Source organism: Streptomyces sp. NPDC024632, from assembly GCF_055559175.1.
Map to the genome: position 1 here is coordinate 21,877 of NZ_JBVHLD010000028.1, position 24,370 is coordinate 46,246.

19 protein-coding genes and 2 pseudogenes are annotated in these 24,370 nt (G+C 74.3%); 8 read left to right on the forward strand and 13 right to left on the reverse strand.

Annotation, left to right across the window (positions count from 1 at the left end; all coding sequences use genetic code 11):
- Window positions 1–4: 4 nt before the first annotated feature.
- Complete coding sequence (locus ACZ37P_RS37375) at window positions 5–1,090, reverse strand: alpha/beta fold hydrolase (protein WP_467350909.1); 1,086 nt, start codon at window positions 1,088–1,090, stop codon at window positions 5–7.
- Window positions 1,091–1,415: 325 nt separating this feature from the next.
- Here ACZ37P_RS37375 and ACZ37P_RS37380 point away from each other — a divergent pair, with 325 nt between their 5' ends.
- The 3 genes and pseudogenes from ACZ37P_RS37380 to ACZ37P_RS37390 all read left to right on the forward strand — a co-directional run bounded on the left by ACZ37P_RS37380 (window position 1,416) and on the right by ACZ37P_RS37390 (window position 4,277).
- A complete protein-coding gene (locus ACZ37P_RS37380; protein ID WP_355336514.1) occupies window positions 1,416–3,086 on the forward strand; it encodes a SpoIIE family protein phosphatase in 1,671 nt (556 codons plus the stop codon).
- A gap of 48 nt (window positions 3,087–3,134) precedes the next feature.
- Window positions 3,135–3,527: pseudogene (locus tag ACZ37P_RS37385) on the forward strand (DnaJ family domain-containing protein); the annotation flags it as partial.
- A 168-nt stretch (window positions 3,528–3,695) separates the two neighbouring features.
- Window positions 3,696–4,277 carry a hypothetical protein gene (locus ACZ37P_RS37390; protein ID WP_391126729.1) on the forward strand — a complete coding sequence of 194 codons (582 nt, stop codon included), beginning with the start codon at window positions 3,696–3,698 and terminating at the stop codon, window positions 4,275–4,277.
- Here ACZ37P_RS37390 and ACZ37P_RS37395 read toward each other — a convergent pair.
- Entirely contained in the window at window positions 4,265–5,347 is a 1,083-nt protein-coding gene (locus ACZ37P_RS37395) for a TolB-like translocation protein (protein WP_467350912.1), read from the reverse strand. The two genes, ACZ37P_RS37390 and ACZ37P_RS37395, sit on opposite strands and share 13 nt — an antisense overlap.
- Window positions 5,348–5,601: 254 nt before the next feature.
- On the opposite strand from ACZ37P_RS37395, the gene ACZ37P_RS37400 reads away from it, so the two are divergent.
- Window positions 5,602–5,874, forward strand: coding sequence for a hypothetical protein (locus tag ACZ37P_RS37400; RefSeq protein ID WP_188284469.1), 273 nt, complete (start codon window positions 5,602–5,604; stop codon window positions 5,872–5,874).
- Between the two features lie 124 nt (window positions 5,875–5,998).
- Here ACZ37P_RS37400 and ACZ37P_RS37405 read toward each other — a convergent pair whose 3' ends face one another.
- Window positions 5,999–6,502 carry a DUF5949 family protein gene (locus tag ACZ37P_RS37405; protein WP_355336511.1) on the reverse strand — a complete coding sequence of 168 codons (504 nt, stop codon included), beginning with the start codon at window positions 6,500–6,502 and terminating at the stop codon, window positions 5,999–6,001.
- A 288-nt stretch (window positions 6,503–6,790) separates the two neighbouring features.
- Between ACZ37P_RS37405 and ACZ37P_RS37410 the strand changes: the two genes are divergently transcribed.
- A complete protein-coding gene (locus ACZ37P_RS37410) occupies window positions 6,791–7,534 on the forward strand; it encodes a hypothetical protein (protein WP_467350914.1) in 744 nt (247 codons plus the stop codon).
- A gap of 242 nt (window positions 7,535–7,776) precedes the next feature.
- Window positions 7,777–8,040 carry a chaplin gene (locus tag ACZ37P_RS37415; RefSeq protein ID WP_188284466.1) on the forward strand — a complete coding sequence of 88 codons (264 nt, stop codon included), beginning with the start codon at window positions 7,777–7,779 and terminating at the stop codon, window positions 8,038–8,040.
- Window positions 8,041–8,167: 127 nt separating this feature from the next.
- On the opposite strand, the gene ACZ37P_RS37420 is transcribed toward ACZ37P_RS37415, so the two are convergent.
- Together ACZ37P_RS37420 and ACZ37P_RS37425 are read right to left on the reverse strand one after the other, a co-directional pair.
- Window positions 8,168–9,037, reverse strand: coding sequence for a tyrosinase family protein (locus ACZ37P_RS37420; protein WP_355336509.1), 870 nt, complete (start codon window positions 9,035–9,037; stop codon window positions 8,168–8,170).
- Window positions 9,038–9,139: 102 nt separating this feature from the next.
- Complete coding sequence (locus ACZ37P_RS37425; RefSeq protein ID WP_355336508.1) at window positions 9,140–9,613, reverse strand: tyrosinase family oxidase copper chaperone; 474 nt, start codon at window positions 9,611–9,613, stop codon at window positions 9,140–9,142.
- Window positions 9,614–9,936: 323 nt separating this feature from the next.
- On the opposite strand from ACZ37P_RS37425, the gene ACZ37P_RS37430 reads away from it, so the two are divergent.
- The gene (locus ACZ37P_RS37430; protein WP_467350916.1) at window positions 9,937–11,964 is read left to right on the forward strand and encodes a glycoside hydrolase family 26 protein; all 2,028 of its coding nucleotides are present in this window, start codon (window positions 9,937–9,939) and stop codon (window positions 11,962–11,964) included.
- A gap of 12 nt (window positions 11,965–11,976) precedes the next feature.
- On the opposite strand, the gene ACZ37P_RS37435 is transcribed toward ACZ37P_RS37430, so the two are convergent.
- The 8 genes and pseudogenes from ACZ37P_RS37435 to ACZ37P_RS37470 form a co-directional block, all read right to left on the reverse strand.
- Complete coding sequence (locus ACZ37P_RS37435; RefSeq protein ID WP_467350917.1) at window positions 11,977–13,074, reverse strand: GNAT family N-acetyltransferase; 1,098 nt, start codon at window positions 13,072–13,074, stop codon at window positions 11,977–11,979.
- Window positions 13,075–13,412: 338 nt separating this feature from the next.
- Window positions 13,413–14,114: a YveK family protein gene (locus ACZ37P_RS37440; protein ID WP_355336506.1), complete on the reverse strand. Its 702-nt coding sequence runs from the start codon at window positions 14,112–14,114 to the stop codon at window positions 13,413–13,415.
- An 8-nt stretch (window positions 14,115–14,122) separates the two neighbouring features.
- Window positions 14,123–15,283 carry a glycosyltransferase gene (locus ACZ37P_RS37445; RefSeq protein WP_355336505.1) on the reverse strand — a complete coding sequence of 387 codons (1,161 nt, stop codon included), beginning with the start codon at window positions 15,281–15,283 and terminating at the stop codon, window positions 14,123–14,125.
- A 188-nt stretch (window positions 15,284–15,471) separates the two neighbouring features.
- Window positions 15,472–16,155, reverse strand: a pseudogene (locus tag ACZ37P_RS37450) (polysaccharide deacetylase family protein); the annotation flags it as partial.
- 286 nt (window positions 16,156–16,441) lie between these two features.
- Window positions 16,442–18,394: a murein biosynthesis integral membrane protein MurJ gene (gene murJ, locus ACZ37P_RS37455; protein WP_467350919.1), complete on the reverse strand. Its 1,953-nt coding sequence runs from the start codon at window positions 18,392–18,394 to the stop codon at window positions 16,442–16,444.
- The gene (locus ACZ37P_RS37460; protein ID WP_467350920.1) at window positions 18,391–19,830 is read right to left on the reverse strand and encodes an O-antigen ligase family protein; all 1,440 of its coding nucleotides are present in this window, start codon (window positions 19,828–19,830) and stop codon (window positions 18,391–18,393) included. Before ACZ37P_RS37460 ends, murJ begins: the two co-directional genes overlap by 4 nt.
- Window positions 19,831–19,833: 3 nt before the next feature.
- A complete protein-coding gene (locus ACZ37P_RS37465; protein ID WP_467350921.1) occupies window positions 19,834–21,750 on the reverse strand; it encodes an exopolysaccharide biosynthesis polyprenyl glycosylphosphotransferase in 1,917 nt (638 codons plus the stop codon).
- 359 nt (window positions 21,751–22,109) lie between these two features.
- Window positions 22,110–23,285 (reverse strand): glycosyltransferase, encoded by a 1,176-nt coding sequence (locus ACZ37P_RS37470; protein ID WP_467350923.1) that lies wholly within the window; start codon window positions 23,283–23,285, stop codon window positions 22,110–22,112.
- A gap of 440 nt (window positions 23,286–23,725) precedes the next feature.
- Here ACZ37P_RS37470 and ACZ37P_RS37475 point away from each other — a divergent pair, with 440 nt between their 5' ends.
- A complete protein-coding gene (locus ACZ37P_RS37475; protein WP_355336500.1) occupies window positions 23,726–24,136 on the forward strand; it encodes a rodlin in 411 nt (136 codons plus the stop codon).
- The last annotated feature ends 234 nt before the right edge of the window (window positions 24,137–24,370 follow it).

Genomic DNA, 24,370 nt, shown 5'->3' on the forward strand with positions numbered 1-24,370 from the left:
GCCCCTAGACCGCTCGCGCGTACCCGTCCAGCGCGTCCCGTACGTGGCGGGACATCGTGGCGCTGCCCTTGTGGCCCGCGTCGTCCACGACGGTGAGGGTGGCCTGCGGCCAGGCGGCGGCGAGGTGCCAGGCGGTGTCGAGCGGCGAGCTGAGGTCGAGGCGGCCGTGGAGCAGGGTGGCGGGGATGCCCCGCAGCAGGGGCGCGTCGCGCAGGAGGGCGCCCTCTTCGAGCCAGGCGCCGTGCGAGAAGTAGCGGGCGCAGATCCGGACCATGGCGAGCCGGGCGGCGGAGGGGCGGTCGCTGTACGGGCGGGCGGAGCCGCTGGGCTCCAGGGAGAGCACCGCGTCCTCCCACGCGCACCAGTCGGCGGTGGCCCTGGCCCGTACGGCCGGATCGGGGTCCTCGGTGAGGCGCGCGTACGCGGCGACGAGCCCGCCCGCGATGCCGCCCGCCGTATCGGACGCCATGCCGGTCGCTATGCCGGTCGCTGAGCCGGACGCCGTGCCGGTCGCTGAGCCGGTCGCTGAGCCGGGCGCCGTACGTGACCCCGTGCCGTCGGACGCCGGACCGGCCGCCGCGCGGAAGGCCGCCCACTGTTCGGGGAAGAAGCGGCCGACGCCCCGGTAGAGCCAGTCGATCTCGGCTCTGCGGGTGGTCGTGACGCCGTTGATGACGATCTCCGAGACCCGCTCGGGGTGCCGCTGCGCGTACGCCAGGATCAGCGTCGAGCCCCAGGAGCCGCCCGTCAGCAGCCAGCGGTCGATGCCGAGGTGGACGCGCAGGCGTTCCATGTCGGCGATCAGGTGGTCGGTGGTGTTGTGGGTGAGGTCGGTCGCCGGGTCGCTCGCGTGCGGCGTACTGCGCCCGCAGCCGCGCTGGTCGAACAGCACCGCCCGGTACCGCTCCGGGTCGAAGTCCTGCCGGTGCGACGGCCTGCACCCCGAGCCGGGGCCGCCGTGCACGACGAGCGCCGGCTTGCCCTCGGGGTTGCCGCAGGTCTCCCAGTACACGAGGTTCCCGTCGCCGACATCGAGCATGCCCCGGTCGTACGGCTCGATCGGCGGGTGGCTCCGCTGCGCCTCGGTCATGGCGGTCCGTTCCTCTCGACGGGCGCGACGCCTCAACCGTCGAAGCGCCGGGCGGCTAATCTAACAGCGCTGTTATATCAGCCCGCGCCCCGCGCCCCCGACCCCGCCGAGCCTCTCCGGACCCCGCGCCCCCGACCCCGCCGAGCCTCTCCGGACCCCGCGCCCCCGACCCCGCCGAGCCTCTCCGGACCCCGCGCCCCCGGCCCCGCCGAGCCTCTCCGGACCCCGAATCCCCGGACCCCCCGACCCCGTGGGTACGGCCGCCGTGCGGCCCCTCCGCCGTCCCGATTCGCGGCCCCGCCACCCTGCGTGCACTGTGGAACAGGTGAACGCGGATGAGTCGCTGTGGCGCGCGCTGCTGGAGGGGACGGCGGCGGGTGTCGCCGTACTCGGCCCCGACCTGCGCTACCGGTACGTCAATCCGGCGCTCGCCCGGATGAACGGCGTCGAAGCGGCCGCGCACATCGGCAGGACCATCGCCGAGACCGTGCCGGGCGTGGACGTGGGCGAGGGCGTCCTGCGGATGGTGCTCGCCGACGGCACACCGCGCGAGCTGCTCTCCAGCGGCCAGACCCGGGCCGATTCGCCGCACACCACGCGCTACTGGCAGTGCACGTACCACCGGCTCCAGGGCCGGGACGGCGGGGTGGGCGGGATCGGCGCGGTGATCATCGAGGTCAGTGAGGACCACGAGGCGCAGCGCGAGCTGGAACGGGCCAAGGAGCGGCTGCTGCTGCTCGACGCGGCGGCCGTCCGGATCGGCTCCACGCTGGAGATGGACCCGACCTGCCAGGAACTGGCCGACCTGCTGGTCGAGGTGATCGCGGACACCGCCACCGTCGAGGTGCTGGACAGCGGCCCGCGCGCCCGCCGCCGCCCCCCGCCGGACGGCGCGCTGCGGCTGCGCAGGGCCGCGATGGCCGCGCGGCCCGCGCTGCGCGAGCGGGTGCGGATCTTCGGGACGCCGGGGGAGTACGTGGTCTACCAGCGCGGCTCGGCGATCCCGACCTGCCTGGAGACCGGGCGTCCCGTGGTGCAGAATCTGCCGCGCGACGAGGAGATCGCCCACTCCGCGCCGAACGCCGAGCGGGTCGCCGCCTACCGCGCCGCGGGCATCCACTCCGTGCTGGTCGTGCCGCTGAGCGCCCGCGGCGACCGGATCGGCACGGTCACGCTGATCAGAGCCGGGACCTCGCCCGGCTTCGACGACGAGGACACCGCCATCGCCCGCGCGCTGGCCGACCGGGCCGCGATCAGCCTCGACAACGCCCGCCGCTACACCCGCGAGCACGGCATCGCGGTGGAGTTGCAGCGCGCCCTGCTGGCCACGCCCGGCGCCCCGCACCCCGGGGTCGAGGTGGCCACCCGCTATCTCCCGGCGGGCGCCACCGACCTGGTCGGCGGCGACTGGTTCGACACCCTGGCGCTGCCCGGCGGCGTGACGCTGCTGGCCATGGGCGACGTGATGGGGCACGGCGTCGAGGCGGCCGTCGAGATGAGCCACTACCGCTCGATGCTGCGCGTGGTCGCGGGCGAGGGCGACGCGCCGGACCGCGTCCTGCGCCGGATGGACGCGCTGCTGGCCGCCGCGGGCGCCCAGCGGCCGGGCACCTGCCTGCTGGGCCTCGCCGACCCGGCGCGCGGCGGCTGCTTCTTCGCCAGCGCGGGCCACCTCCCGCCCGCCGTCGTCACCCCCGACGGCCGTGTCCGGCTGCTCGCCGTACCGCCGGGACCGCCGCTCGGCGCGGACCTGCGGGGCACGTACGAGACGGTGTACGTGCCGTGGCGCGCGGGGGAGACGCTGCTGCTCTACACCGACGGGCTGGTGGAACGCCGTACCGAGGACATCGACGCCTCGCTCGCCCGGCTGGCCTCGCTCGTCCTCCCGCCCGACGGTGAACCGCTGGACGCGCTCCTGGCCCGGATCGTGCACCGCCTGGCGCCCTCCGCCGCCGAGGACGACGTCGCCCTGCTGGCCGCGCGGGCACGGCCGTAACCTGGTACGTACGCCACCCGCTGCGTGCGCCCACGTGAGGAGCGAGGTATGACCGACCGCAAACCCGCCGGTGTCTCCTTCGAGACGTGGGTGGACAAGCAGATCCGCGAGGCGGAGCAGCGCGGCGACTTCGCCGAACTGCCGGGCGCGGGAAAGCCGTTGGCCTCGCTGGACACCCCGTACGACGACTTGTGGTGGATCAAGGGCAAGATGCACCGCGAGGGCCTGTCCGCGCTGCCGCCGACGCTCGTGCTGCGCAAGGCGGCGGAGGACGCGACGGCCGCGATAGCGCGGGCGCGCTCCGAGCGGCAGGTACGGCAGATCCTCACCGAGATCAACGACCGCATCCGCGAGGCCCTGCGCCGCCCCCCGGAGGGACCGCCCCTCAACCTCGGCCTGTTCGACGTCGAGAAGGTCGTGGCGGACTGGCACGCGGCGCGGGCCGTCGGTACGGGCACGGACGACAGCGCGGATACGGATACGGGTAGGGCTACGGCCGCCGATAGCGATAGCGATACCGAAACCGATACCGATTCCGGCAGGGGCGGGCGGCGGACGGGGTTCGGACGGCTGTTCCGCAGGGACCGTTCCGCCTGATAGGGATGGGCCGTGCGCTTTGACTCCGTGCCGATGCCGCCGACCGTCGAGGTCAGGCCCCGCGACCCGCGCGGCTACCCGGTGCCCGCGATCACCCCGTGGCAGGACGACCAGCCGCAGTTCGCGCTGACCGACTACGACCGCAGCGCCAACTGCGCCCGGCAGCGGCTGTGTTCGGTGTGCGACACGCTGATGCCGCGCGGCCCGGTGTGGCGGGTGGTGGGCGGTTCCGAGAGCGCCGCGATCGGCGAGGCGCTGGCCGCCGGGCGCCCGTACCGCAATCTCGCGCCGACCCTCGAAGGGCCCGGCCACCGCGCCTGCATGCTCTACGCCTCGATGGTCTGCCCGTACCTGGCGCGGCCCAACGCGCGGCGCGGCCTGGACGCGCGGAACCCGGACGACATGACCGCTCATGTCGTCCGGGGCGCGGTGCGCGGCACGCTGGGCGCCGTCGTCGGTTTCGCCGACTACGAGTTCGCGGTCACCTCGTCACAGGTGCTGTTCCGCTTCGTCGACGTGGTGGAATTCCTGCCGCACGACACCGCCGACGCCCATCTGGACGCGCTGCGGGCCGAGTTGGCTCAGGCGCGGTAGGCCGGGAGCCCGACGTAGTCGGAGACCTTGACCGGCGCCTGCGAGCCGTCCACGGGCAGCCGCACGATGCCGTTGGGCGTACGGGCCACGACCGTCCTGCCGTTCGGCTCGAAGGCGGGCTCGGTGTAGTCGGTGGTCGCCTGCGGGGTCAGGTCCTTGTACACGGGCGCGCCGTCGTGGGGCGTCTCCAGGAACAGGTGGTCGTGGCCCCCGACGGACCGGACGAAGACGATGCCGTCGTCCTCGGTCGGCCCGATGGCGGGCTCGGACCCCGGGGTGAGCGCGTAGCCCTGCTGCCGCAGGTAGTCGTCGCGGATGTAGACGTTGCCGTCGCCGGTGTTGGCGTAGACGGCGGTGCCGTACTTCCCCGCCGAGCTGGGCCATACGTTGCCGGTCTGGGGCAGCGGCTTCACGTTCTCGTCCGACTCGTGGTTCAGGCTCAGCACCTTGGGCGTGCCGCCGTGCGCGGTGGCCGGGACGCCGTACAGCCGGGCGGTGCCGCCCCGGCGGCCGGCGAAGAGGATGTTGTCGAGGGCGGGAAGGCCGTTCTGCGGGTCCTTCGCGCGCACCTGCCAGGTCGGGTGCGACCAGTTCTGGTCGCCCGGGTTCCTGGCGACGATCACGCGCCCGCTGCCGTCGGGGTCGCTGACCGCCAGGTCGCCGTCGCCGTCGATGAAGGCGGCCTTCGCGCCGTTCGGCGACCAGGCCAGGTCGCGGACCTCGGTGCCGAAGTCCACCCGGGTGCCGTTCATGACGACATAGCGGGTGCCGTCGCTGATGGTCAGACCGGAGTGCGCGGTGCCGTTGAGCTTGGTGCTGCTGCCCACCGGGCTGGCCCCCGAGCCGTTGGCGCCGTCGTCCCCCGCGTTCCCCCCGGTGCCGCCGCTGCCGCCCTTCCCGCTGGGGGTGGGCTGACCGCTCGCGCCGCTCGTCGCCGAGGGCGCCGGGTCGGAGGCGGTGCCGTCCGCGGGGCCGCAGGCCGACAGGAGCAGGGCGGCACCCGCCGTGATCCCGGCGGTGAGCGCGATGGCGGCGGCGGTGCTGCGACGGCCACGGGCACGAACGGACATATCGGGTTCCCCCCAGGAACGGATGCGGTGCGGCGTTCTCCGGCCGCTCGCGGCGGTGTCCCGCTGTTCCGGCCGGCTCCGGCTGTTCGTGCCGGTGACACAAAGAGTGCTCCCGCAACGTCCGTCTCCTGTGCTGCCGTTGTCACGCCAGTGCAACAGCGGGGGCGCGCGCGGCGGGAGGGCCCGCGGTCCCGCGCCGACCAGGACCGGTACGGTCCGCGTGCCCTGCGGGCGGTTCGCGCGTTGTATCGATCATGAACGTAAGCCGAATCCTCACCACCGCCGCCGCCGGTTCCTTCCTGATCGCGGCGGGCGCCCCCGCCGCCATGGCCGCCGAGCAGTCCGCCGACCTGGGCTCCACCCTGAGCAGCACCGCGATCACCGCGAGCGCCGCGGGCGAGCAGGCCAAGGGCGCCACCGCCAGCGTGCTCGGCGACTACAAGGTCGACCAGAAGGTCCAGGACGTGAAGAACGTCGCCCAGGCGGGCACCGACGCGGTCACCGCCGCCAACGACCTGGTCCACTGACCCGAGCCAAACGCCGTACGCACGGGACGCGTGCGGGCGCGTAGGCACAGACCCACCACACGCAGGGGCGCCCCGCGGGACTTCTCCGGTCCGGCGGGGCGCCCCTGCGCGCGAGTGTCGGGCTCTAACCCTTGAGGGTGCCCACCGGCACCAGGCAGTGCGCGGCGGTGCCCAGGACGTCGGTGTCCCCGGCGAAGCCCTGGAGGGTCTCCTCGGTCACCGGGGTGCCCGGCTTGGCCTCGGGCCACGGGCGGGTGGCGAGGATGAAGTACACCGCGCCCCGGTCCTGCGCCGCGGCCACCCACTGCTCGGGCACCGGGCACGCGGCGTGCAGGTACGGCATCGTCAGCACGGCCTTGCCGCCCTCGACCAGCACCTTCACCGGGACGTTCGGCGCCTGCTTGACGTCGAGGATCGCGCCGCCGACCGGCAGCCCGACCTCCTCCGCGACGGCCAGCGCCGCCTCCTGCCCCGACTCCGGGCCGTCCGGCCCGTCACCGAGCGAATAGGCCATCAGGAACGGCATGTCGCGGCCGTCCTCATGGTGTTCACCGGCCCACGGAATCACCACGAGGGTGCCGAGTCGGCGCTGGAGGGCGGAATTCAGGGCGGTATTGGTCTGGCTCATGCGCCGGACCCTAACCGCCGGGAGAGCCCGGCCGGGGCGGATATCACCTCCGCGGGCGACCCGAGGCTCCCGGATTCCTCCGTTAGGGGAGAAGTCGGCCGCGCGTACGCACCCTAACGGCCCATCAGGGTGATGTGGATCGGCAGCGGTTGAAAACAGGAAATCCGCAGTTCACACAGTTCGCGCCGCCACCCTCGTGGGCGGCGGCCATTCTCAGCAGTTGCGGTAATACCGTCTGCTTTTCACGGTGGTGGCGTAGCTGTTCACCACCGAAGGGAACTGTTTTCCATGCGTACCCACCGGATCACCGGCGTGGTCGTCGCCTCCGCGCTCGTCGCCACCATCGCCGGCGGCGCGCTCACGACGACCGCCGCTGCCGCCACCCCCGCAGACACCAAGCCCGCGGGCACCGTGACGGCACCGGCCGCGCCGGACGCGACCGCGCTGCTCGCGCAGGCCAAGTCACTGGGAGACGTGGCAGGCGTGCTCACCCCGGTCACGAAACTGGTCCAGGACGTGCTCGCCAAGCCCGGCACCGTCAAGCCCGAGACCATCACCGCCGACGCCGCCGGGGCCAAGTCGGCGATCGACGCGGCGAAGGCCGCCGCGCCGGCCGTCCCCGCCGCTCCTGCCGCCCCTGCGGCTCCCGCTGCCCCTGCGGCTCCCGCGGCTCCGGCCGCGCCGGCCGCGCCGGCTCTTCCCGCCGCTCCCGCCGCCCCCGCGGTGCCGAGCCTCGGCAGCCCCTCGGGCAAGGTCGCCACGCAGCCGTCGGCCAAGCCGTCCGCCACGCGGGACCTGAAGGCCGACGCCCTCACCGCGCTCCAGACGGCCGTCGACAACCTGGTCAAGGCGTCCACGGCCGGTGACCCGGCGGGGCTGCTGACCGCCGCCACGGCCGTCGTCACCGGCCTGGTCAACGTCGTCGTCGCCACCGTCCTCGGCGGTGGCCTGCCGGCGCCGAACCTGCCCGGTCTGCCCGCCCTCCCGTCGCTGCCCGGCGGCCTCCCTTCGGCCCCCGGCCTGCCGCTCTGACCGAGCGCCGGGCGTAGCCGGAGCCGTGGTTCACAGGGTTCCTGAGCGGCGCTTCGAGCCGTGCTCCGGCCGGATGTGACACCCGAAGGGGTGAGCGCGAACAGCGCTCACCCCTTTGGCCTATTTTGATACGCCGTCACCGATTCAGCCCAACATGCGTGACTATTCGTGATCTCCCCCCGTTGCGCACAGCGTCAACGCCGCAGGTATTTGCGGTTGGGTTTCGTCTCAGGGAGATCTTGATGTCGCGTATCGCAAAGGCGGCGGCCGTCACCGCCGCGGCGGGTGCCGTTCTGGCCGCCGGCGCCGGTATGGCTGTTGCCGACTCCGGCGCGCAGGGTGCCGCTGTCGGTTCGCCGGGTGTGCTGTCCGGCAACCTCATCCAGGTGCCCGTGCACGTCCCGGTCAACGTCTGCGGTAACACCGTCGACGTCATCGGCCTGCTGAACCCGGCGTTCGGCAACCAGTGCGCCAACGTCTCCGGGCACGACGGCGGCGAGTGGTAATTCCGCGCCACCGCGGCCTCCCGTCACCTTGTGTGCGGGAGGCCGTTTTCTTTTCCCTCGGCCCGTCATCCTCGGCGCGTTTCCCTCCGCCTGTCACCCGCGGCCCGTCACCCGCGGCGCGAGCGCGTCAGCTCTCCTCGTAGCGGTAGAACGAGCGGTGGTCGAAGTAGTCCGACGGCTTCTCGTTCCACGGCGGCATCAGCTCGTTGCTGCTGATCACGCGGCCGTGCTCGGGGTCCTTGGCCGACAGCGGCATGGACGGCAGGTACGCGGACTTCGGGTGCAGCCGCTGCCAGCGGATCCACACCAGGTCGAGGAAGGCGTGGTGCATCCAGAACACCGGGTCGTTCGGCGAGGTGCCGCCGATCATGTGGCCGCCGACCCACTGGTGGACCCGGTTGTGCAGGTAGCCGCCCTTGGTGTCGCTGACCGTCCAGCCCTCGATCTTGTTCCTGAAGCCCTTGGTGGACGGGGCGGAGTTCCACGGCGCGACGTCGTAGACCGGCATCGCGAGCGCGTTGTCCAGCTCCGCCTTCGTCGGCAGCACGATCGGCCGGTCGGGCCGCCCCATGTTGCGGGTCAGGTACTTCTCCTGCGTGACCCCGTAATTGATCGGCCAGTCGCCGGTCTGGTACGCGAACGGGCCCGTCATCACCTGGCCGTCGCTGTCGCGGCCGTTGCCGCCCATGAAGTCCGGGCCCCACAGAGAAGAGCTCTGCGCGTTGTCGTACGTCCAGTCCCAGTACGGGATGGTGACGCCCGGGTCGAACATCTGGAGATCGGCCTCGAACTGGAGCAGGAACCGGCGGTGCCAGGGGAAGAAGGTCGGCGCCATGTGGGCGACCCGCAGCCCGCTCTCGCCGTCGGCGGCGAAGTACTTGCCGTGCGTGATGACGTACTTGTCGTAGCCGCCCACGCGCTTGAGCTCCAGCACGGCCTCGACGAACCGGGAGCGTTGGCTGCTGGTCAGATGCCGCTGATTCATTCGCGTGTACACAGGAACTGACCCCTCGGCGGTCGTACGGCGCTCAGCCGTCAGTGGTGGCGCGTGGTGCCGCGCTCAGTGGTGGCGCTCAGTGCGGGCGCCCGTGGACGGCGCTCAGTGGTGGTGCTCCGCGGTCGTGGACAGCTGGGCGCGGCCGAGCACGTCGACCGCGCCGCGGGCCGTGCCGAGGGCGGTGGGGAAGGGCTGGTAGTGGTTGGCCATGCTGATGAAGCTGCCGTCCACACGCCGCATCACGTGCAGCGGGCGCCCGTCGATCCGGATGTCGACGCCGCTGTCCCGCGCGGAGCTGAACCCCTGGATGCGGCGCCCGCGGTAGACCTCGTCGAAGAGGGCGGCCCCCGCGCCCGGCACGGGAGCGGGCTCGTACCCGGCGGCGGCGCTGTCGTACCCGGCGGCGGGCTCGGCGACCGCGGTGTCCGACTGCCTCGCGGCCAGCATCGGACGCAGCGCCGCGGTGGTCCCCGATACGGCGGCCACGGTCGTGATGCCGCGCCTGATCAACCGCCGTCGCGTCGCCACCCGGGGTCGTGAGTGTTTTCCGCTGCCGTTCTCGATGGCTTCGCTCATGTCCGACACACTCCTCTCCTCCGGCCGTTTCCGCGGCTCATCATGCCGCCGTAGGGGTGAGTCACCCGGATAATCGGTGGGCGATGCAAGGAATTTCATCCGCCCGAGTGATATCGCGATCGGCCCGGTGCCGGTATTGACGGACCGCCAGGTTGTTTGAGGCCGGGTAGGAACTGTCGTGGGAACCGCTTTTGGTCTACGTCAGGGGGCGCGCTTATTACTCATACGTTATGACTGATCGTTAGGAGTCCGATTTCCGTGCGGTCGCACGGCGGTCACCGCACCACGCACCACGCACAGCGGACAGCGAACGAGGAGTGACCATGGCCAACCGACGCCAGTGGCTGACGGGTGCGGGCGTCGGATTCGTGTCGGCCGCCTTGATCGTGTCAGGACTGTCCGGCATCGCGGGTGACCCGCCGGGCGCGGGCCGCCGCCTGGTCACCGCGCTCGCCGGTGCCGTCGGCGCGGAGGGCGCCACGGGACCGGGCGGCCCGGACGGCGTCAACGGATCGAGCGGCGCCAGCGGATCGAACGGCCCTGACGGCCCTGACGGCTCGAACGGTCCCGCCGGTGCTTCCGGGTCCACGCCCACGCCCCCGCCGCGCGCCTCGTACGCCCCCATGGGCGCCTTCACCGACTCCGGCGCCGAGGGCGTAGCACGGATCGGCGCCCTGGAATCCTGGCTCGGCGGTACGGAGGCGACGGTCGGCCATACGTATCTGCCCGGTGACGACTGGTCCGGCATCGAGGGCAGCGGCGGGCTGCTCCAGCCGTGGGCCGCCTGGAAACGCGCGAAGCCCGACCGGCTCTTCGTCCTCAACGTGCCGATGCAGGAGCACAACGAGGACCGCGTCCCCGACCGCGACGTACGCGAACTGATCCAGGAGGGCGCGCGCGGCGACTTCGACGGCCACTTCACCCGGCTCGCCCACCGGCTGGTCGACCTCGGCGTGCCCGACACCGTGATCGTCCTCGGCTGGGAGATGAACGGCACCACGTACACCCACCGCTGCGGGCCCGACCCGTCCGGCTGGAAGACGTACTGGAACCGGATCGTCAAGGCCATGCGCGCCGTCCCCGGCCAGCGCTTCCGCTTCGACTTCACGCCCAACCGCGGCCAGGACGCCATCGGCTGGACCGAGTGCTACCCCGGTGACGCGACCGTCGACATCGTCGGCATGGACTCCTACGACCAGCCGCCCGGCGAGACCTTCTACGACCAGGTCAACGAGGCGTACGGGCTCCAGGCGCAGGTCGACTTCGCCGACCTGCACGGCAAGGAGATCTCGTACCCGGAGTGGGGCCTGTTCAGGAACGGTGACAACCCCGACTACATGCGGCAGATGCTCCAGTGGATCAACGACCACCAGCCGGTGTACCAGACCATCACCGACTACTGCCCGCACGGCGTGTGGCAGTGCACGGAGAACCCGAAGTCCTCGAAGGTGTATCGCAACGCGCTGTTCGACCTGAAGCCGGCGCCTGCGCCTTCGGAGACGCCGACGCCCACGGAGACGCCCACGCCTTCGGAGACGCCGACACCGACGGAGACTCCGACGCCGACCGGCACTCCGACTCCCACGGACACGCCGACCGTCACGCCGACGCCCACGGTGACGCCCACGGATACGCCTACGGTGACGCCGACGCCCACGGATACGCCTTCGGGCACGCCTACGGATACGCCGACCCCCTCGGTCAGCCCGTCCGCGACGCCGACCGAGACCCCGACGCCTACGGACACGCCCACGGTGACGCCGACGCCGAGCGGCACGCTCACCCCGGAGCCGTCGCTGTCGCCGAGCCCGACTCCGACCGCGCCGACGACGCCCTCGGTGTCGCCGTCCCCCGACCTGTCGCCGAGCCCGGCGGTCAGCCCGAGCGCGAGCCCGACGCCCAGCGTGCTGCCGCCCGTGACGCCGACCCCGGCGCTCACACCCGTGGCCGTACCGACTCTGCTTCCGGCCGTCACGCCGGGCCCGACGCCGGTGCCGCAGGCCGGGCCCTCGCCGCTGCCGCCCGTGGTGGAGGCGTGCCTGCCGCTCCAGCTCAGCGAGGAGATGCAGAAGCAGTACGCCAGCGGTCAGGTCTGCATCAAGCTGCAACCGAAGGCGCCGGGGGAGCAGACGGCGACGCCGACGCCGAGCGCGTCGACACTCGGTTCGCCGACGCCTGGTTCGCCGACGCCGACCGCGCCGACGTCCGAGTCGCCGACGCCTGAGGCGCCGACTCCGGCCGTGCCGACGACACCGACACCCACGTTGCCGCCGACGGCCACGTCCGCCGTGAAGCCGGAGTCGGTGCAGGAGGCCGCGCCCGCGACGAGCCCGACGCCGCCGGCCGGGTAGCCGCAGGGCGGCTTACGCGCCCTGAGCCTTGCCGCCGCGCCTGGCGAGCCGGTCGTTCAGCCCGGCCCGCCAGGCGCGCAGCACCGGCAGGCGGCGCTTGGCGGTCGCGGCCAGGCGCGTGCGGGCGGCGGCCAGGGCGACGCGGCTGTGGAGGACGACGGCCAGCGGGCGGGTGGTCAGCAGCAGGCGGCGGTTGGCGAGGTGGTCGGGGCGCCAGTGGAATTTGTGCGGCTCCGCGCCGCGCAGCAGGCTGAGGGCGGCCCGGCCGCCGTCCTGGGTCTGCCGGACGCCGTGCCGCATCAGCAGCGTCGTGACGTCGACCTTGGTGGTGCGCAGGTCCGGGTGGGCGCCGTAGAGGTAGCCGCCGGCCAGGCTCGGGCAGAGCACGGTGAGATTCGCGGCCACCACCTCGCCGCCGAGGCTGAACTCGGTGACCGCCGCGTCGCCGTTCGCCACCATCAGCCGCGCGGCGCGGGTCAGGTGCTCGGCGAAGCGCGGGCGTACGTGCTCGGGGGTGACCCCTCGGCCCTGCCACTGGAGCAGGTGCAGCCGCAGCATCGTCTCGACGGCGGGCGCCACCTCGTGCGCGGGCACCGCGCGTTCCTCGACGCCCGCCGCGTCCAGCTTGCGCAACTGCGAGCGGATGCGCTGGCCGCGCGAACTGCCGACCCTCGCGATCAGGCCGTCCATCGGCAGGCCAGGCAGCTCCAGGCAGACCGAGTCCTCCAGGTCCTTGCGCGGTCCGCGCCACGCGCCGTACACCCGCTCGGCCGCCGCGCCCGGCCGTACCTCGCGCAGGTCGATCACCGCCGTCCGCGCCAACCGCCGCAGCGCCCCGGTCAACGCCGCCGCGTACGCCGGATCCGCGTCGTCCACCAGCACGTCCGCGTAGTCCGTGATCGCCCCGCCGAGCGCCACCAGCACCGGCACCGGCTGGTACGTCACCATCAACGGCGCCGCCGCGACCAACTCCTCGCCCCGCCGCACCACCACGACCCGCAGCCGCCCGCGCCTGCCGTACGACAGCCACCACGAATACAGCCACGCGTGACTCTGGAACGGCGTCGCCGCCCCGCACCGCCCGTACAACCGCCCCCACTGCGCGGCCATCCCCCCGAACGCCTCGCCGTCCCGGCACACCTCCACCCTGAGCCCGCCCCCGTCCCCGGCCGGAGCCCCGCCCCGGTCCGCGCGATCGGCGACTGCCCGCCGTGCCCGCGCCGACGCGGGCGGGGTTCCGCGCCCGTCCGGTGCGCCGATGTCGGCGCCGGGGGCGTTTCGCGGTTCGGATACGCGTCCGGCCGCGTTGCCGCCCGTGCTGCCGGTGGTCGCTCGCGGTGCCTGCGCTGGCGCGGGCGCAGCCATCGGGGTCGTCGCAGGCCCGGGGGCGGGCGGGGGCTTCGGGGGTGTCTCGGGCGTGGGCCGGGGGTGGGCGGAGGCGGGGGTGGTCATACGGATTCCCTGGGGATCGCTGTCGGGGCGTGGCCCGGGGTGGGGGCCGGGAGGGAGGCGCCGTAGGCGGGCTCGCGGCGGGAGCGGGGGCGGACCAGGAGGAAGAGGGCGCCGAGGAGGCCGCCCGCGCTCGCGCCGACCGCCGCGGACAGGGCGGTGGAGGGCGAGGAGGGAGAGGTGGGGGCGGTGGCGGGGGAGAAGACCAGCAGGCGGACGCCGGTGCTGCCGGCGTTGCGGTTGCCGGTCGCGGCAAGCGAATCGGCCACGGCGTTGGCGACCTTCGCGGCGGTCGCCCCGCGCCGGGCCGTCCCCGTGATCGAGATCATCGGCGCGTCGGGCGAGGTCGCGGCCTGCACGCTGCCCTTGAGGTCGTCCACCGCCATCCCGGACGCGGCCTGCGCTCCCGCGAGCACCGCGGAACCGGTGACGACCCGCCCGTACGCCTGCGCGAAACCGGTGGTGGTCGTCGCGTCGCCGTGCTGCGGCACCACGATGACGTAGCTGGTGGCGGCGTACTGCGGGGCCGCCGTCAGGCCGTAACCGAGGCCGCCCGCGAGGCCGATGCCCAGGCACAGGGGCAGCGGCAGCCAGCGCGGCGGCGTCCGCCACGAAGCGCGGCGCCCGCGCCCCTGCCTGCCCGCGGGGGCGCGGCCCTCGTCGCGGATCGCGGCCTTCTCCTGCACTGCGGTGTCCTGCATGAGCGGTCTCATTTCTTCTGTCCCGGCCCCACGCCGGTGGCGGATGCGGATGCGGATGTGGTTGCCGTTGCGTACAGCCGCATCACGCGGTCGGCGGTGTGGGCGATGTGGTAGCTGTCGACGGCGGCGGGCACCGGCAACCGCCGTACGCCCGCGCCCTGTTGGGCTTGGAGCGCAGAGACGAGGTCCCGCGGGCCGGTGCCGATCCGGCGGGCGCCGGGCGCGCTGTCCGGCGGCAGGTCCTCGATCGCGGGGCACGCGGTGTGCAGCACCGGCAGCCCGGCCGCCAGCGCCTCGACCATGGCGAGCCCGAAGGACTCCTCGCGCGACGCGGACACGAAGACGTCCATCGCGGCCAGCAGCGCGGGCATGTCGGGCATGACACCGCTGCCGTCCTCCCCGCCCGCCGCGCCCACCAGATGCACGCGCGGCGCGACGCCGGTCGAACGGGCCAGCCGCAGCAGGGCGTCGTGCTCGGGCCCGGTGCCCGCGACGAGGAGATGGGCGTCCGGGACACCGGCCAGCGCGCGGATGACGGTGTCGAAGTTCTTGCCCGGTACGAGCCTGCCGACCCCGCCGATGACGAACGCCCGCTCGGGCAGACCGAGTTGGGCCCGTGCGGCGGCGCGCACCGCCGGGTCGAAACGGAAGCGGGCCGGGTCGATGCCGTTGGGCACCAGGTGGATACGCGGGTCGGGCACGCCCCACTCGCGCAGCCTGCGCGCGACCGTCGAGGAGACGGCGACGGTGGCCACGCCCAGCCGTTCGGTGGCCCGGTACAGCGCGCGGGTGCCACGGGTGAGCGGGCGGCCCTCGATCTGGGAGTCGCCGAGCGAGTGCTCGGTGGCCACGACCGTACGCACCCCGGCCAGTCGCGCGGCGAGGCGGCCGTAGACGCAGGCGCGGTAGAGGTGGGTGTGCACGACGTCGTACCGGCCTGCCCTGATCTGCCGGGTGAGCCGGGGCAGCGCGGACAGGTCGCGGTTGCCGGTCATGCCCAGGTGCGTGACGCGTACGCCGTCGGCGCGCAGCGCGTCCGCGACCGGGCCGGGGTTGGTGAGGGTGATCACCTCGCTCTCGCAGGAGGCGGGCAGGTGGCGTACGAGCAGCCGCAGTTGCTGCTCCGCGCCGCCGATGCCCAGACCGGTGATGACGTGCAGGACCCTCACCTGGGCTCCTCCGGAGCGGCCGTCCCCCGGCCGGACCCCGGGCCGGACGGCGCGCCGTCCCGAACGCCGGACCGGCCGCCGTCCCGCCCGCTGGCCTGCCCGCCTGACTGCCCGCCGTCCCGCACGCCGGGCAGGACGCTGATCCCGTCTCCCGGCACGGGCGTCGGCGCGGGCGCGGCGGGCGGCCCTCCGGCGGCCGTCGCCGTCCGCAGCTTGTGCAGCAGCCGCTTGGCGTTCAGCCGCCCCGCCGCGTCCCGTTGGCCGACGTACGCGCGCGGCAGCGCGAACGTCCCGGCGAGCGGGCCGGGGTCGACCGAGCACGCGTAGCGGTAACCGGCGCTGCGGGCGGCGGCCACCGTGCGGGCGTCGGTCGCGCCGTACGGGTAGCAGAAGCCGTCGGGCTCGTGGCCGGTGATCTCCCGCAACAGCTCGCGGCTCTCGGTGAGTTCGACGGTCAGCTCGTCCTCGTCGACCGCGGTGAGGTCCAGGTGCAGCAGGCCGTGCGAGCCGACCTCCATCCCGGCCGCCGCCGCCGCGCGGATGCCGTCGGCGGTCAACAGCGGCTTGCGCGGGCCCTGTTCGTCCCAGGCGTTGACGCCGCCGAGCCTGCCGGGCAGCACGAAGACCGTCGCGGTGTGGCCGTACCGGAGCAGCAGCGGGACGGCGTACTCCAGGAAGTCGGCGTAGCCGTCGTCGAAGGTCAGCCCGACCATGCGGCTCGCGCGTCCGGCCGCGTGGGCGCGCATCAACTCGCCGACGCCGACGCCGGTCAGGCCCCTGCGGCGCAGCCACTCCAGTTGGCGGCCGAGCCTTTCGGGCGAGACGGTCACCAGATACGGGTCGTCCCGGCAGTCGCCCACCGAGTGGTACATCAGCGTCCACGGCAGCGCGGCCTGCCGCCTGCGGCTGCGCGCGGCGCTGTGCGCGCGGGCCCGGTCGGCGGCGCTGTCGGGCCGGGGACCTGGGACGGGTCCTGAGCCGGAGCGGGCGCCGGAGGCGCACACGGGCGACGGGCGGAACGCGGTCGTCCGCGCGCTGGTGCGTACCGAGGCCGGTCCGCTGGGGGACACGGGCGCGGATTCGGGGGCCGGGCCGGGGGACGGCCTGCGTACGGATCGGAGGACGGATTCCGGCACGGAGCCGGGCATGGCGTTCGAACTAGGCATGGGACAGCCTTCGTTTCGCTGTGGCGAGCAGGTGCGGAACCTCCGGCACCCGCACCGCGGCGGCCGCCGCGGCGAAGGTGACGGGCACGGCGATGCAGCACACCGCCGTCGCGGCCAGCGGATCGGGGATCAGGGATCCGAGGCCCCAGCCGGCGACGGTGGCCACCGCCGCGGCAAGCGTGATCCGGCCTACGCCGGTGAGGAGTTGGCGTGCGCCGATCGCGATGGTGTGCGCCGCGAGGCCGCGGACCAGCAGTCCGGCGGTCACGGTGATCCCGGCGGCGTTGCCCGCCGCGATGCCGTACGCGCCCCACGCGCCGACCGTCGCCGCGTCGGCGCCGATCGTGACGAGCAGGCCCGCGGACATGGCGGCGGCCGGGTACCAGGTCGGCCGGGCGGCCGAGAAGTACGGCCTGATGAGCGCGCCCACCAGGCTCTGGCCGAGCAGCCCGAGCGCGTACACCCGCATCACGGCGGCCGTCGCCGCGGTGTCGGAGGCGTCGAACGCGCCGCGCTGGAAGAGCACCTGGATGATCTGCGGGGCGCAGCCGATGATGAAGGCGGTGCCGAGCAGCACCACGACGCACACCACCGTCAGGTCGCGCTGCACCTGCCGTCTGGCCCGCTCCCGGTCGCCGCGGGCGAGCGCCTGCGAGACGACGGGGAAGGTGACCGTGCAGATCATCACCGACAGCACCATCGGCATCTGCGCCACTTTCTGGGCGTAGTTGAGGTGCGAGATCGCACCCGACGGCAGGGGCGCGGCGAAGAACCGCTCGATCAGCACCTGGGCCTGGCGGCTGACGGTGAAGAAGATGACGGGCGCGACCAGGGCGAGGCCGAGGCGGGACGCCTTGGGCCGCGTGGGGAGTTGGGGGCCGGTCCGGACGCGCGGGGCCCGGTGGGACCGGGCTCCGGCGCTCGCTCGGCCGCCTGCCGGGGCGGATTCGCGTGTCAGGGACGGCGCTTCGGGCCCGGACCGGCCCGCGTTCCTCAACTGTCCCTCGCGCTGCGGCTGTTCGGGAATGGCCGCGGTCTTCGCCGGTACGGTCTGCCGCCCGGTGCGCAACTCGGCCAGAAACGCGGGCAGTTGGATGAGCACCATCAGCAGGCCGCCGACCGCGACACCGGCCGCTGCGGCCCGCGCGCCCCAGCGGGCGTGCAGCGCGAACAGCGTGCCGATGATGCCGACGTTGTACGCCACGTAGATCGCGGCGGGCGGCAGGAAGCGGCGGTGGGCGCGCAGCGCGGCGCTCAGGTACCCGGCGAGGCCGAAGGTGAAGACCGTCACGGCGGTCAGCCGCGTGCAGTCCACCGCGAGGCGGTGGTCGGTCAGTCCGGGCGCCAGCACGTCGACCACGAGCGGCGCGGCCACCGCGATGGCGGCTCCGACGACGGCCAGCAGCAGCGTCAGCCGCGGCAAAGTGGCGGCCAGCAGGGCCCGTACGGGATCGCCCGTCCGCGCCGCCCGGCCGTCGGCCGCCCTTCCGTCCGCCCGCCTGCTGAGGGCGGCGGCGAAAGCCGGTACGAGCAGCAGCGCCATCGCGTCCTCGATCAGGACGGTCGCCGCCAGCTCCGGGACCGTCCACGACACGAGGAACGCGTCGCTGGCCGCCCCGGCTCCGAAGAGGTGGGCGATGGCCTGGTCGCGCACCAGCCCCAGCACGGAACCGGCCACCGACAGCACGGCGGTGACCAGGGCGGCCCGCGCGAGGCCCTTCGACCCCCGGTCGCCCCCGGAACCGGAGCCGGAGCCGGAGCCGGAGCTCGGGCCGGATTCGACGCCGGTGTCGACGCCGCTTCTGGCGCCGCTTCCGGTGCCGGTGCCGCTTCCGTTGGCGTTGGTGTTGGCGTCGCCGTCGCCAGGAGCCGGGTCCGGGACCCGGAGCGTACGGCCGGTCGGCGCGTCGTCCTCGTGGGCGGCGGTCGCCGCACTCGCGGTCATCGGCGGCGGCCGTCCGTGGCGTCGGCGCCGAGGTCCGCGTCGGCAGCGGCGTCCGCCGCGGGCGACAGCGCCCACCAGGCCGTCAGGCCGAGCAGCACCGCGGTCAGCACGGTGGAGGGCCCGCCGATGTCGGCGTAGAGGAAGTCGACGCACTGCCAGATCAGCAGCCCGACGGCGGCCAGTCCGCTCGCGGCGGCGCCCGGTGCGCGGTTGCCCGCGCGGCGGGCGCGCAGCAGACGGTCGGTGCCGCGGGTGAGGAAGGCGGCCCAGCCGCCGACGAGGAGAGCGAAGCCGATCAGACCCTGCTCGCTGAGCGCGAGCAGATACATGTTGTGCGGCGACAGCAGCGGTTCACGGGTGAAGCGCTGCCCGGCCCCCGCCGTGTCGCTGCCCGACGACAGCGCGAGCGAGGCGTGCCCGTCGCGCTCGTCGGGGAAGCGTTTGAGGCCGACGCCGGTCGCCGGGTGCTGGCGCCACATGCTGACGGCGGCGGCCCACAGCGTGTACCGGTCGGTGACCGAGGGGTCCGGGTCCGCGGTGACCTGCGTGATGCTGCTGACCCGCTGCCCGATCATCTGCGAGCCCACGCCGAGCCCGCCGACCAACAGCACGGCGGAGGCGGTCAGTACGCCGAAGACGCGCAGCGCCTGACGCCGTCCCGACAGCACGATCATCGCCGCGCACGTGACGGCCGTGGCGATCCACGTACCGCGGCTGAAGGACACCGCCAGCGGTACGAGCAGCGCCGCCGCGCAGGCCAGCGCGGCGGGACGCAGCCAGCGGGGCGCGCCCGCCGCGGCCGGTACGAGCGCGCAGCCGGTGGCGATGACCAGGCCGTACGCGACGACCGTCGCCATCCCCATGATGTCCGAGGGGCCGAAGGTGCCGACCGCCCTGATGTCCTCGCCCATGTAGGAGGCGCCGGTCGCGGTCGCGTACTGCCACACGCCGATCGCGCCCTGGACGAGGGCGACCGCGACGACGGCTCCCGCCACCACCGCGAAGTCCCGCCGGTCGCGCAGCAGCAGCACCAGCGAGGCGGGCACCAGGACGAACACCTGGGCGTAGCGCAGGAATCCGGCGAGTCCGGCCGCCGGGTCGACCGAGGTCATCGCGGACAGCGCGAAGCCGACGACGGGCGCGCCCAGCACCACCGCGGCGGTCGCGGTCAGCGGCCGTGCCCGGTCGCGCAGCAGCCGTACGGCGACGGTCAGGATGAGTACGGCGGAGGCGGCGTCGGCAGGGGTGACCTTGCCCGAGGTGCTGACGTCGCCCGTGCTGACCGGCGCCGCGAGCAGCAGCACGGTCGCCAGGGCGGGCAACAGCGGTGCCAGCCAGCGGTATCGGGCGAGGCCCGGGGGGATACGAGGGGTGCGTTCGGCTCGGTGCGCGGGCACCGTGTTTCGCGCGGGCGCGGGCGTGGCGATCGTGGCCATGATTCAGCTCCCACCGAACCGGAAGAGCGAAGTCGCCGTGCGGGCGAGGATTCTGACGTCCTGCCAGAGCGACCAGCTGTCGATGTAGTGGTTGTCGAACCGCGCGCGGTCGGCGATCGAGGTGTCGCCGCGCAGCCCGTGCACCTGGGCGAGCCCGGTGATGCCGACCGGCATCCGGTGCCGGTCCTGGTAGCCGGGGTGGGTCTGGCTGAACTGCTCCACGAAATAAGGGCGTTCGGGGCGCGGACCGACCAGGCTCATGTCGCCGCGCAGCACGTTCCAGAACTGCGGCAGCTCGTCGAGCGAGGTGCGCCGCAGCAGTCGGCCGACCGGGCTCACCCGGCGGTCGTGCGCGATGCTCCACCGCGTCGCGGACTCGCCGGGGTCGGCCGGCCGCAGCGTACGGAACTTCAGGAGGGTGAACGGCCGTCCGCCCAGGCCGATGCGCTCCTGCCGGAACAGCACACCGGGGCCGTCGGTCAGCCGTACCGCGAGGCCGCAGCCCGCGAGGACCGGCGCGAGCGCCAGCAGGGCGGCCGAGGCGAGCACGATGTCGAGGGCGCGCTTGCCCCAACGGCCGGGCGGCGCGGGCGGATACGGGTCGAGGCGGCGGCACGCGAAGCCCCACAGGTGGCCGGGGGCCGCCTGGCCGTCGCCGGGGCCGGGACCCGCGGTGACCTGCCAGACGCAGGCGCCCTGCGCGGCCAGCAGCCGTACCGTCGCGGTCGTACGCGCGTCGAGCGGCTGCGGTCCCGCGACGACCGCGTACCGCACCGAGTTCTGGATCACCGCGCGCGTGATGTCGCCGTGGCCGGTCAGCACCGGCAGCGGGAAGTCGTCGGGCGCGGTGCCGTGTCCGGGCCCCGGACCCTGCTCCTGCCCCGGCACCTGGCCGGTGGCCGCGATGCCCACCGGGTGCATCCCGTACTCGGGATGCGCGTGCAGCACGGCGGCGACCTCGCGTACGGACCCGTCGCCGCCCACGATCAGCGTCGATCCGGGGTGCAGCCGCGCGTACCGGCGCCGCGCGCCGTGCACGACCCCGCGCAGCACCCATTGGCCGAGCACGGTCAGCACGAGCGCCGTCAGCAACTCGCTCCATCCGAGGGCGCTTTCGGGCGCGGTCGCCGCGGCCGTCACGGCCACCAGGCCCCACGCCAGCGTCGCGCACAGCGCCAGCGCCGGCACCTCGTCCGACGCCGTCGGCGCGAACCCCGGCCGGTACAGCCGCGCCCTGCGCAGCGCCGGGACCAGGCACCCGAGCAGCGGCGCCAGCAGCAGCGGCCCCACATCCGCCCGCACCGCGAACGCGCCCATCAGCGCCGCCGCGCAGTCCGCCGCCACCAGCGGCCCCGCCACCCGCTGCCGAAACGCCCGGTGCCGCGGTCGGGACACCGTCGCGGGCGTCTGCCGCGGTGCCGACGCGGGCGTCTGCCGCGACGCCAACACGGGAGCCCGCCCTCCGCCGTCACCGCCCTGCCCCACGACCACCCCGAGCACCCGCCCGGCCGAGGACGCCTCAGCCGCCTGCCCGTTGCCCCGCCCGGCTGAGCCGGTCCCGGGCCCCGTGTCCAGCGCGACACCGACCCCCCGGTCGACGGCCCGCCCGGGCGCCGGGCCCGCAGCGGCTTCCGGCTCCTGGCCGCGCGTGACGGCGCGGGGGCGTTCCGGGGCGCGGGTGGCAGTCGCGGGGGTCGTGGACTCGGGGCGTGGGCCGAGGGTGAAGCGGAGGCTGCGGTCGCCGCCCCACCTCGGGGGTGTGCTGGACGCGGTGTCGGAGGCCGGGGCGAGCGCGAAGCTGAGCCTGCGGCCGGCGGCGCGCGCGGGCGCCGGTTCTGGCCCGCCCCCTTGGGCGCGGTCACCGCCCTGGCCGGGCGTCGCCGTGGTGTTCTCCGCAGCCTGGCCGACGACGCCTAGCACGCGCTCGCCACGGCCCCCGCTCGCGGGTGCGCGGTCGGCCGTACGGGCCGCGGGTGCGGCTGCACGGTCGGACGTACGGGCCCCGGGTGCGGGTGCGCGGTCGGCGGGGCGGCTTCCCGACGCGGGCGCGCGGTCGGCCGTACCGCCTCCGGAAGCGGGTTCGCGGTCGGCCGTACGGGCCCCGGGTGTGGCTGCACGGCCTCCGGACGTGGGTGCGCGGTCGGCCGTACCGCCTCCGGACGCGGGTTCGCGGTCGGGCGTACGGCCCCCCGGCGCGGGTGCGCGGTCGGCGGGGCGGCCTCCTGAGGGGAGGGGGCGGCCGGTGGGGGTGGGCGGCGGCACGCGCGCGCTCTCCCACGTCATCGGGTGACCCTCTCGGTGGGGCGGCCCGGCTGGGGCAGCGCGAGGACGTCGCGGTAGAGGTCGGCGACGGCGGCAGCGGTTCTTCGTACGTCGTGCCGTTCGCGGACGTGCGCGAGCGCGCGGCGACCGGCGTCGGCGCGCCGTACCGGATCGGTGAGGAGCCTCAGCAAGGCGTCGGCGAGGGCGCGTTCGTCCTCGACCGGGACGACGGAACCGGCGGCGTCGGCGGGCGGCACGCTCTCGCGGGCGCCGCTGACGTCGGTCTGGACGACCGGCCGTCCGCAGGCCATCGCCTCCAGGGGCGCGAGCGCCATCCCCTCCCAGCGGGACGGCAGGACGACGACGTCGGCCGCGCGGTACCAGGGCGCGGTGTCCACGGTGCTCCCGGCGAACAGCACACCGGGCGGCGCGTCCCGCAGCAGCGGCCGCAGCGCCGGGCCTTCGCCGACGAGCACGAGACGGGCGTCCGGCAGCCGCTCGCTGACCCGGGGCCACGCCCTGAGCAGCACGTCCTGGCCCTTCTGCGTGCAGAGCCTGCCGACGCACACGACCAGCGGGGTGTCGGGCCCGAGGTCCGACAGCGCGGGCAGCGCGGCCCGCGCCGAACCGACGTCCGCCGAGGGCGTGAAGTGCGTGAGATCCACGCCGTTCGGCACGACCGCCCACGTACCCCGTACCCCCGCGTCCTGTCCCGCGCGCCGCTCCGCGTCGCTGACGCACAGCACCCGGTCGGCCCAGCGGGCGGCGTACCGCTCCCAGCGCAGCGCGGCCCGCGCGGTCGGTCCCGTGACGGCGTCGAACGACCAGGCGTGCGGCTGGAAGACGGTCGGCAGGCCGCCGCGTACGGCCAGCCGTACCGCGAGCCCGGCCTTGGCGCTGTGGACGTGCAGCAGGTCGGGGCGGACGGCACGGATCAGCCGGGCGACGGTACGGACCTCGCGCGGCAGGCCGGGCCCCGGCGAGCGGCCGGCCGGCCACCGTACGACGTGGCCGCCGGCCGCCGTGACGGCTTCGGGGAGCGCGCCGTGCGGCGGACAGGCCACCACCGCGCGCGTACCGCCGTCGAGCTGGGCCCGGACCAGGTCCGTGACGACGCGGGCGACTCCGCCCTCGACGGGCTGGGTCACATGGAGCACCGTCAGCCCGGCGAGTTCGTACTGGTGTTGCGGCATCGCGCGCCGTCTCTCTGTCCGTGACCATCTCCGTGACCGTCTCCGGTGGACCGACCGGGGCCGAGGAGAAGCCGATGGGTTTGCTGCGTGTCATGTGCGCGCCCGCGCGTTCGAGCGGGCTGCGTGGAGTCAACGAATCCCGTGCCTGTCAGGTAATCCTCGTGAAACAGGAATGCACGGTCGCAGACCTCGGCGCACGATTCACGTAAGGCGCGCGGCCCGCCGAGCAGGACGAATGTCTTATGACGATCACATGACCGGTGTTGACGAGACGTCAACCCACGTCACCGCCGTCACCCTTCCGATACGCCCTGGCGCCCGGCCTCCGGGGGTTCTATCCATTCGGGTGAAACATCATTACTAATCGCCTGGGAGCCGGTTGGTCAGTGCGACCCATGTAGACCCATGTACAGGGCAATCTCACCCAAGAAGGACCAACCGTGATCAAGAAGTTCCTCGCCACGGCCGCCGTCGCCGTCTCCATCGCGGGCGTCTCGGCGTCGGTGGCCCCCTCCGCGATGGCCATCGGTGACGACCACGGAACCACCACCGCCAACGGCAACGGTTCCGAGCAGAGCTACGGCAACACGTACACCAGCGGTTACATGAGCCCGTCGTTCGCGCTGGTCCAGGGCTCGCTCAACAAGCCCTGCCTCGCGCTGCCGCTCAAGGGCAACGTCGGCTCGCTGGTCGGCGTCGTGCCGGTCACCGTCCAGGACATCAACGTCCTGTCGTCGCCGCAGAACCAGCAGTGCACCGAGAACTCCACCCAGGCCAAGGGCGACGAGCCGCTGTCGCACATCCTGGACAACATCCCGGTGCTGTCCGGCAACGGTGCCGCCAACCACTGAGCCATTCCCCTGGCTCCGTACGGCCCCGGGGGGGGGGGGGGGGGGGGGGGGGGGGGGGGGGGGGGGGGTGTGTGGGGGGGGGGGGGGGGGGGGGGGGGGGGGGGGGGGGGGGGGGGGGGGGGGTCCCCCCCCCCCCCCCCCCGCTGCCGCGAACGCTAGGAATCAGCGGTGACGTTCCGGTGAGGCGGGTGTGAGGGAGTGCTGAGAAACAGGGTGCCGCGATGAGCCGGGGAT

Coding starts and splice junctions, on each gene's coding strand:
- ACZ37P_RS37460 (WP_467350920.1), bottom strand. CDS start 19,830: ATGGCCACGATCGCCACGCCCGCGCCCGCGCGAAACACGGTGCCCGCG.
- ACZ37P_RS37425 (WP_355336508.1), bottom strand. CDS start 9,613: ATGAGCGAAGCCATCGAGAACGGCAGCGGAAAACACTCACGACCCCGG.
- ACZ37P_RS37400 (WP_188284469.1), top strand. CDS start 5,602: ATGAACGTAAGCCGAATCCTCACCACCGCCGCCGCCGGTTCCTTCCTG.
- ACZ37P_RS37405 (WP_355336511.1), bottom strand. CDS start 6,502: ATGAGCCAGACCAATACCGCCCTGAATTCCGCCCTCCAGCGCCGACTC.
- ACZ37P_RS37415 (WP_188284466.1), top strand. CDS start 7,777: ATGTCGCGTATCGCAAAGGCGGCGGCCGTCACCGCCGCGGCGGGTGCC.
- ACZ37P_RS37435 (WP_467350917.1), bottom strand. CDS start 13,074: ATGGCCGCGCAGTGGGGGCGGTTGTACGGGCGGTGCGGGGCGGCGACG.
- murJ (WP_467350919.1), bottom strand. CDS start 18,394: ATGACCGCGAGTGCGGCGACCGCCGCCCACGAGGACGACGCGCCGACC.
- ACZ37P_RS37375 (WP_467350909.1), bottom strand. CDS start 1,090: ATGACCGAGGCGCAGCGGAGCCACCCGCCGATCGAGCCGTACGACCGG.
- ACZ37P_RS37440 (WP_355336506.1), bottom strand. CDS start 14,114: ATGCAGGACACCGCAGTGCAGGAGAAGGCCGCGATCCGCGACGAGGGC.
- ACZ37P_RS37430 (WP_467350916.1), top strand. CDS start 9,937: ATGGCCAACCGACGCCAGTGGCTGACGGGTGCGGGCGTCGGATTCGTG.
- ACZ37P_RS37410 (WP_467350914.1), top strand. CDS start 6,791: ATGCGTACCCACCGGATCACCGGCGTGGTCGTCGCCTCCGCGCTCGTC.
- ACZ37P_RS37395 (WP_467350912.1), bottom strand. CDS start 5,347: ATGTCCGTTCGTGCCCGTGGCCGTCGCAGCACCGCCGCCGCCATCGCG.
- ACZ37P_RS37470 (WP_467350923.1), bottom strand. CDS start 23,285: ATGCCGCAACACCAGTACGAACTCGCCGGGCTGACGGTGCTCCATGTG.